This is a genomic window from Pseudanabaena sp. 'Roaring Creek', assembly GCF_001402795.1.
GTDB lineage: Bacteria > Cyanobacteriota > Cyanobacteriia > Pseudanabaenales > Pseudanabaenaceae > Pseudanabaena.
The window spans coordinates 1-5035 of record NZ_LIRE01000160.1 but is presented as its reverse complement, the minus strand read 5'-3'; the positions used below and the strand labels follow the sequence as shown (position 1 = coordinate 5035).

General features: G+C 45.4%; 4 protein-coding genes. All 4 read left to right on the top strand.

What is annotated here, in order from left to right; genetic code table 11:
* Positions 1-356: 356 nt before the first annotated feature.
* A complete protein-coding gene (locus AC805_RS04955; RefSeq protein ID WP_072143525.1) occupies positions 357-1550 on the top strand; it encodes a restriction endonuclease subunit S in 1194 nt (397 codons plus the stop codon).
* 47 nt (positions 1551-1597) lie between these two features.
* Complete coding sequence (locus AC805_RS04950) at positions 1598-1879, top strand: DUF2281 domain-containing protein (RefSeq protein WP_055074385.1); 282 nt, start codon at positions 1598-1600, stop codon at positions 1877-1879.
* On the top strand, positions 1872-2231 hold the full coding sequence (locus tag AC805_RS04945) for a type II toxin-antitoxin system PemK/MazF family toxin (protein WP_055074384.1): 360 nt from the start codon (positions 1872-1874) through the stop codon (positions 2229-2231). Before AC805_RS04950 ends, AC805_RS04945 begins: the two co-directional genes overlap by 8 nt.
* A gap of 163 nt (positions 2232-2394) precedes the next feature.
* Positions 2395-5035: DEAD/DEAH box helicase family protein (locus AC805_RS04940; RefSeq protein ID WP_055074383.1), on the top strand; the 2641-nt coding region annotated here is incomplete at its 3' end.

The window sequence follows — 5035 nt, the reverse complement described above, 5'->3', positions numbered from 1 at the left end:
TCTGTCTACGTTGTCGATGGCTTCGACTTCACTTCGACAAGCTCAGTGCATCGCGCTCAGCCATCGGGCGGATCTATAAGTAAAGCAGTAACTTGTTCCCTGAGCGCAGTCGAAGGGATGGTAAATGGTATCTAGCTCCCTGAGCGCTTGCCCTGAGCTATGTCGAAGGGAAGTCGAAGGGACGGTAAACGAAGCCGAAAAGTCCCCGCCGCGTGGATAATTGATCTGTCTACGTTGTCGATGGCTTCGACTCCGCTCAGCCATCGGGCGGATCGCATTCAGTCATTTAGGGATCGTTCCCTGAGCGCAGTCGAAGGGAACACACTTGGTAAGAATAATTTAGATGAGAGGCAGAAATGAAGAAATGGACTAAAACGAATCTTGGAGATTGTTGTGAAATCGTTTCAGGGTCAACTCCAAGCACTAATGTTGAATCTTTTTGGAATGGCAATATTTGTTGGGTTACTCCTAAAGATTTAAGTCATCTTAATGGAGCTTATATTTCTGATACTCCTCGCAAACTCACACAATCAGGTTTAGATAGCTGTGGGGCTTCAATTCTACCTAGCAATTCTGTGCTGTTTAGTTCCCGCGCACCTATCGGACACGTTGCGATTAACTCTGTTCCAATGGCTACGAATCAAGGTTTTAAGAGCTTTATACCAAAAGACAATAGAGTGTATTCTAAGTTTTTATATCATTGGCTGCGAAAAAATCGTGCTTATCTAGAGGGGCTTGGTAATGGTGCAACATTCAAAGAAGTTTCTAAAAGTATTGTATCTAGAGTCGAAATTTCATTACCTCCATTAGAAGAACAAAAACGTATAGCAGAGATACTCGATCGCATTCAGTTACTAATATCAAAACGCAAAGAGGCGATCGCAAAACTCGACACCCTCACCCAATCCATCTTCATAGAAATGTTCGGTGATTCAGTTGCAAATCCAAAAAATTGGGATGAAAATAAAACTTTAGGAGAAGTTTCTGACATTGTTTCAGGAATTACAAAAGGACGAAAGCTAAATGGTCAGAGTGTTCGAGAAGTTCCTTATTTAGCTGTTGTTAATGTTCAAGATCAAAAACTTGATCTGAGTGTAATAAAAACAATTGAAGCCAAAGAAGATGAAATCGAACGCTATAGATTGCAAGTAAATGATTTAGTTCTCACTGAAGGAGGCGATCCTGATAAGTTAGGCAGAGGTACTATTTGGCATGGTGAACTACCTGAATGCATTCACCAAAATCATATTTTTCGAGTTCGCATTAAATTAAATGAACTGCATCCAAGATTTTTGATGTGGTTGATTGGCAGTAAAAGAGGGAAAAGCTACTTTCTCAAGTCAGCCAAACAAACAACAGGTATTGCGTCTATTAACATGACACAATTAAAAGGTTTCCCCGTTTTGATACCACCTCTCCAACTACAAAAAGAATTTGCTCAACGAGTCGAAGCCGTAGAAAAACTCAAAGCAACACATCGCGCATCCCTTAGCCAACTCGAAGCCCTCTTTGCCTCATTACAGCATCGCGCCTTTAGAGGAGAGTTGTAGCTTAGATACAATTCATTTAGAGTATAGAAATAAATGGAGAAAAAGCCATGCAAACCACCGCAGCGATCGAGCAAACAATCTTAAACAACATCCGCCAACTACCACCCGAAAAGCAGCAAGAAGTCCTCGACTTCACCGAAGCCCTTCGCAAAAAACTTGCACCAAAAAACAAGCTATCTATGCGCCAAATCGCCAAACTGCCCCTAGCCCAAAGGCATCAGTACCTCGCGCAATACATCCCCGCAACCGCCCAAGACTTTCGCAATGACCCAGAACTAACTGAATTTTCGGTACTCGACACCGCAGACTGGGATATTGGCTATGAGTAATCCCAATCGTGGTGAAATATGGCTAGTTGACCTCAATCCAACCAGAGGACAAGAGATTCAGAAAATCCGTCCAGTAGTAGTTATTAGTGCTGAATCCTTTAACTCTATTCCTTTAAGGATTGTCATCCCGATTACAAGCTGGCAAGAAAAATTTAGCGATCGCCCCTTCATGGTCAAAATTGAAGCCAATTCAGATAACCAACTAGATCGCGACTCCGCAGGAAATGCCTTGCAAGTTCGCAGCCTGTCTACCGAGAGATTTGTTAAACAGTTGGGGCAAGTATCCGATGAAACTCTACAGGAACTCTTATCTTGTCTAATTGTTTGTGTCGATTATGAGCCAAGCGATTAGATAACATCAGTATTGATAAGTTCAGCATCTAAAGCTCAAAACGAGAAATAAACCTTTTAAATTAAAGTTAACAAGTTTGCAAGATGCTGAATAGACAAGGTTTTCTAAAGCATAATCTTTAAAATTTCGGGCTATAGATTGCAGTTTATTAGGATATAGAAACATGGCACAGTTCACCTTTCTCAAACCAGAATTTCCCGCAATCTACGAATCCGCCCACAAAGCCTTTAGAACCGCCTACCGCGATCCGCGTACAGCCTGTTTCTATGCCCGTCGCGCCCTAGAACTAACCGTCAATTGGCTATACAAATACGACACATCCCTGAGACTCCCCTATCAAGACAACCTCAGCGCCCTAGTCCATGAGCCAACCTTTAAAACCCTCGTCGGCGAAGCCGTCTTTAACAAAGCCAAATACATCATCCGACTAGGCAACCTCGCAGTCCATAACGAGCGAGCCGTCCCTGCCAACGATGCCATTAATGCAGTTCGTGAATTTTTTCATGTCGCCTACTGGTTAGCCCACACCTACGGACGCACCCACAAACCCGAAGCAGGATTACAATTTGACTCGCAAGCAATCCCCCAAGAAGCCACATTACCAAAACAAACCGTTGCCCAACTCCAAAAACTCGAAACCGAACTAAGTGATCGCGATGAAAAACTATCCATACTCTTAGCCGATAAAAATGCGATCGATGATGAACTAAAACGACTCCGCGCCGAACTCATCGCCGTCAAACAAGCCAATACAGTCCAACCAGATACCCACGACTATTCCGAAGCCCAAACCCGCGACCTATTTATTGACCTGTTACTCAAAGAATCAGGCTGGGTATTGGCTTCGGCTCCGATGGCTTCGACTTCGCTCAGCCAGCGTAGACAACCTAGCTCCCTGAGCGAAGTCGAAGGGACGGCAAACGAAGCAGAAAAGTTTGAAGGGAAGGAAGGGACAGCAAACATAACCAGAGAGTTTGAAGTCTCAGGAATGCCCAACACCACAGGCAAAGGCTACGTCGATTATGTCCTCTGGGGTGACGATGGCAAACCCCTCGCCCTAGTCGAAGCCAAACGCACCAAACGCAGCCCCAAAGAAGGACAGCAGCAAGCAAAACTCTATGCCGATTGTCTCGAAGCCCAATTTGGTCAACGCCCGATCGTCTTCTTCACCAATGGCTACGAGCATCACATCTGGGACGACACCAACTACCCATCCCGCCAAATCCAAGGCTTTTATAAAAAAACAGAACTAGAACTCCTCATCCAACGCCGCACCACCCAGAAACCTCTCACTACCGCAAACATCAATCCTGCGATCGCTGCTCGTCATTACCAAGTTCGCGCCATCCGTAAAGTTTCCGAAGCCTTCGAGACTCACAAAGAACGCAAAGCCCTAATTATTATGGCGACAGGCGCGGGCAAAACCAGAACCGCGATCGCCCTAGTTGATTTACTGATGCGTTGCAACTGGGTCAAACGCGCCCTATTTCTAGCTGACCGAGTATCTCTAGTTAACCAAGCGATCGGCGTATTCAAAAAGCATCTACCCGACTCTGCACCCGTAAACCTACTCACCGAAAAAGACACCGAAGGGCGCGTCTATGCCTCTACCTATGGCACGATGATGGGATTGATTAATGGCACTAAAAACGGTCAAAAACGCTTTGGTGTCGGACATTTTGACCTCATTATCATCGATGAAGCCCACCGCTCCGTCTTCCAGAAGTACCGCCATATATTTGACTACTTTGACTCCCATCTCCTCGGACTCACCGCCACACCCAAGGATGAAATCGATCGCAACACCTACGGCTTATTTGACCTAGAAAACGGTGTACCTACCGATGCTTATCAACTGGAAGATGCTGTCAAAGATGGATATCTAGTCCCCACTCAAGCCATATCCGTACCCCTCAAATTTCAACGGGAGGGCATCAAATATGATGAACTTTCGGAAGCAGAAAAAGAAGAATGGGACGCAATGGAATGGGATGAAGAAGGCAATATTCCCGATTGCATTGAAGCAGGAGCATTAGACCAGTGGTTATTTAATCAAGATACCGCCGACAAAGTTCTAGAGCATCTCATGACCAGAGGATTAAAAGTAGCAGGCGGCGATCGGCTCGGTAAAACCATCATCTTCGCCAAAAATCAAAAACACGCTGAATTTATCGAAGACCGCTTCAACATCAATTACCCGCACCTCAAAGGCACATTTGCCAGACTGATCACCAATAAAACCACCTATGCCCAAACTCTAATTGATGACTTTTCTAAAAAGGATAAAGCCCCCCATATCGCCATCTCCGTCGATATGCTCGACACAGGCATCGATGTGCCTGAAGTCGTTAACCTCGTCCTTTTCAAACTGGTACGCTCCAAAACTAAATTCTGGCAAATGGTCGGACGCGGCACTCGTCTCTGTCCCGATCTATTTGGCGATGGTCAAAACAAACAATTTTTCTATCTATTCGACTACTGCCAAAATCTCGAATTTTTTAAACAGAATATTCCCACCGTTGATGCGCCTATCCCCAAGTCTTTAGGCAAGCAACTATTTACCACCAGACTAGATCTAATCGCCGAATTAGATAGGCAGCTTATGGCTTCGACTGCGCTCAGCCAACGCATACCATCTAGCTCCCTGAGCGAAGTCGAAGGGACGGCAAACGCAGCAGAAGATGCCAGTGAGGTTTTGGCTTCGACTGCGCTCAGCCAGCGTAAAAAATCTAGCTCCCTGAGCGCAGCCGAAGGGACGGTAAACGAAGCAGAAGATGCCAGTGAGGTTTTGGCTTCGACTGCGC